3 protein-coding genes are annotated in these 3,441 nt (G+C 55.0%); 2 read left to right on the top strand and 1 reads right to left on the bottom strand.

The window, feature by feature from the left end; genetic code table 11:
- Nucleotides 1–208: hypothetical protein (locus AACZ40_RS28635; protein WP_339677032.1), on the bottom strand; the 208-nt coding region annotated here is incomplete at its 3' end.
- A 301-nt stretch (nucleotides 209–509) separates the two neighbouring features.
- Here AACZ40_RS28635 and AACZ40_RS28630 point away from each other — a divergent pair.
- Nucleotides 510–1,346: an SGNH/GDSL hydrolase family protein gene (locus AACZ40_RS28630; protein WP_291173563.1), complete on the top strand. Its 837-nt coding sequence runs from the start codon at nucleotides 510–512 to the stop codon at nucleotides 1,344–1,346.
- Between the two features lie 48 nt (nucleotides 1,347–1,394).
- Nucleotides 1,395–2,942, top strand: coding sequence for a hypothetical protein (locus tag AACZ40_RS28625; RefSeq protein ID WP_291173560.1), 1,548 nt, complete (start codon nucleotides 1,395–1,397; stop codon nucleotides 2,940–2,942).
- Nucleotides 2,943–3,441: the final 499 nt, after the last annotated feature.

The raw sequence follows: 3,441 nt of genomic DNA, 5'->3' as shown, positions 1-3,441 counted from the left end.
ACGGGGTGGCGATACGGGTTGACAGGGGACCGATGTGCGGCGGTGCTGAGGCGGTACCGGGACGAAACTCTGCGATGTGTGGCGACCCGCAGGCATACATCGGGAACTGGTGCTGTTTCAGGCAGTGAAGATCGGGAAAAAACCGCCGGATTTCGCGTGAACCTCCGGAAGTGGTTCGCCCTGTTTCAGTGCTCTGTAAACTGGTCACGCGCGCGACTCAGAATAGCGCTTATCGCCGACGGCGCGCAGCGGTCAAGATCAATTTGTGCGGGAATGTCGCTTGAGCAGTGCGCGTCTGACTACCGCTCAGCGGTCAACTTCTGCAGAGATTCGATCCTGTTCACACGGGAGATGCGGCCGTTAACGGGCAGACAGATTGACCAAAACTCCGGTTGTAAATTGCACTTGCTTCAAGAGTGCACCATAATGAAGATGCGACGGACCTGTTCCGTTCCTGATGATGTTGCGACCCCGCCTGCTTCCTTCCACTTACCTACAGGACTTCTCTGATGATGCTGCGACGACTATCTCTATATGTTTTAATGACTGTGATCTCGATCTTGTCTGTTCCCGTCACTGTGAACGCGGAGCACGAAGGAAAGGTACAGATCCTGTTACTCGGCGACAGTACGACGGAGGGAAGTATTCCCCGCAAACTGAAGCCGAAAGGGCCGCATCTGGAACAGGTGCTGGAACAACTGCTGGCTGCGGAAGGGGATCTGCCGTCCTGTGATGTGATCAATTCGAGTTTGAGTGGCGAATATATCAAGCGGCTGTTTGATTCGGGCCGCTATGATCGGGATGCTGCCAAACTGCCGGGCCTGGATTATATCTTCATCCGGTACGGTTTGAACGACCGGGCACGACGCGAGAACTTCACAGAGAATTTTCCCAAAGATTTTCATCAGCTGCTGGCGCGGCTGCGTGAAGATCATCCCAACGCCTTGCTGATTCCGATGACGGTGATTCCGTTTGCGAATGAAGCGGACAGTAAAAAAATCAACGACCTGGTATTTGACGTCGCGAAGAAAGAGAACCTGGAAGTCTTCGATATTTATCCCCGTTACGCAGAAGAGCTGAAGAAAGGGCAGAACATGCTCACCTATCGGCGTTATCCGCTGGAGAAGGTTCCGGAAAAATACCATGCACTGGTGAAGCCGTTCGTGATCGGTGGCAGTGTGGTAGTGATGGCGAACGAACTGGACCCAATTCTCGGTGATCTGCCCGGCTGGTATGGGGACCGTCATCCCAACCTGGCGGGCTACAATGTGATTGCCGATGAAACGGCTACGTACATGGCGAAGCTGCTGCGGGCGAAACAGGCGAAACCGGAACAGAAGCAGTAACGAATCGCAGCGACTTTGTTTTTTCAACTGACTGGAGAGTGTGTAATCATGCGATGTGTTTCATTGATGATGTCGTCTGTTTTGAGCCTGATGTTATTGCTGTGTATTCTTCCTGCCGAGGGATCTGGTGCGATCTCGGCGGGTGTCGCTGCAATTGATATCACGCCTGAGAAGCTGCCGGCTCTGCAGAATGGCCAGTTCCTGGAAATCAATCAGGACAAAGTGCTGGACCGGTTGTATGCCCGCTGTTTTGTGCTGCAGTCGGGGGAGACGACGGTGGCGATTGTCGTCGTTGATTCCTGCATGATTCCGCGCGACATCTGTGATCGGGCGAAGATACTCGCCAGTCAAAAAACGGGCATTCCTGTTGACCGGATTCTGATCTCTTCGACACACACGCATACCGCGCCGAGCGTGATGAATCTCTGTCTGGGCACGAACAGCGATCCGACCTACGAGCGGTTTCTGCCACCGAAGCTGGCGGAAGGGATTGCGAAAGCGTATGCGAATCGGGAACCGGCGCGGATTGGTTACACGTCCGTTGATGCGCCGGCCCATACGCACTGTCGACGCTGGTTAAGGCAGCCTGACCAGCCGGGCGAAGATCCTTTCGGAGACAAAACGGTGCGGGCGATGATGCACCCCGGTCATCAGAATCCCGATTACGTCTGTCCTGCGGGACCTGCGGATCCGGGGCTGTCGCTGTTGAGTATTCAGTCAGCCGATGGCAAACGACCCTTGGGTCTGCTGGCGAATTATTCGATGCATTACTTCGGAGCCCGGGGCGGATTCTCGTCCGATTATTACGGTAAATTCTGTCAACTGCTGGAAGCGAAGATCGGGAAAACCGGCGATCCTGAAAAACCGTTCGTGGCGGCGATGTCGCAGGGTACATCGGGTGATCTGCAGTGGATGGATTACTCGAAGCCGCGCCGCAGCGATTATGGTCTCGACCAGTATGCGGGTGAGCTGGCGGAGATTGCTCTGAACGCGTATCAGAAAATCATTTATGGCAGTGGTACTCCCGAGCTGGAAATGGCGCAGGCGACGGTTGTATTAAATCGTCGATTGCCGACTCCTGAGCGACTGGCCTGGGCGGAAGCGATCAATGCGAAACGAGGCGAGCGGCGTCCGGCGAATCGACCGGAAGTTTACGCCGAGCAGGCGCTGTGGATTGAAGCGCATCCGGTGGAAGAGCTGATTCTGCAGGTGATCTGTATCGGCGATCTGGCGATCACGGCGATTCCCAATGAAGTCTACGCGATTACCGGCTTGAAGCTCAAAGCACAAAGTCCGTTTCGCTATACCTTCAACATGAGTCTGGCGAACGGCGCCGCCGGTTACATTCCTCCGCCCGAACAGCATTACCTGGGCGGTTACACGACCTGGCCGGCGCGGACCGCGGGTCTGGAGACAGGGGCGGAACCTCAGATCGTAGGCACACTGCTGGGCCTGCTTGAACTGATTTCGGGACAGCGACGCAAGCCGTTAACGACGGACTTTTACAATGAACGGCAGCGAACGGCAATTGAGAAAGCAAAGGCAGATAATAACAATCTGGTGAACCGGGGACGGAGGATTGAACGAAAGAATTGAAGCATTGATTTAAATAGAACAGTTCCTGCTTTTTGGTGTATCGGAAGCTTTGAACTGGTATTGAACCAGCACTGTCGGACAAGCCGATCAGTGGCACACCGGCGTTGGTTCTGGTTGGTGTGAAGTAAAAATCCAGATGGCCCCGAATGTAATTCGGTGTTGGCGGAGACAACAGGAGGTTATGGGTGAAGACGTGTCGTTAAGAGGATCATTTCGATCCCGGTTGCAGTAGGGTGCGGACATACGGGTTCGCTGCTGCGTGGCTGGTTTTCTGTTGCTGGATTGGTCGCTTGCTCTGACAGTTTCCTGCTCGCTGCGCTCGTACCGGATTGCATCCGGTATCACCTGTGGGTTGTGGCTTGTGTTCGTTTACCCTTTGCGGAGTTCGCTGAAGGCGGTTTGCATGGCGTGCTGCATCATGAGTCCGTCGTTGGCGTAGACGACCAGGCGGGCGCCCTGGCGGATGGTGCGGACGGCCTGTCTGGTAGTGCCAAACCAG

Source organism: uncultured Gimesia sp. (assembly GCF_963972345.1).
In the GTDB taxonomy this organism is placed as follows: domain Bacteria; phylum Planctomycetota; class Planctomycetia; order Planctomycetales; family Planctomycetaceae; genus Gimesia.
Note: the sequence above shows the minus strand (reverse complement) of the source record. Positions and strands in the feature narration are given on the sequence as shown.

Bases quoted from the DNA above. Each gene is read 5' to 3' on its own strand.
- AACZ40_RS28630 (WP_291173563.1), top strand. From the start codon at position 510: ATGATGCTGCGACGACTATCTCTATATGTTTTAATGACTGTGATCTCG.
- AACZ40_RS28625 (WP_291173560.1), top strand. From the start codon at position 1,395: ATGCGATGTGTTTCATTGATGATGTCGTCTGTTTTGAGCCTGATGTTA.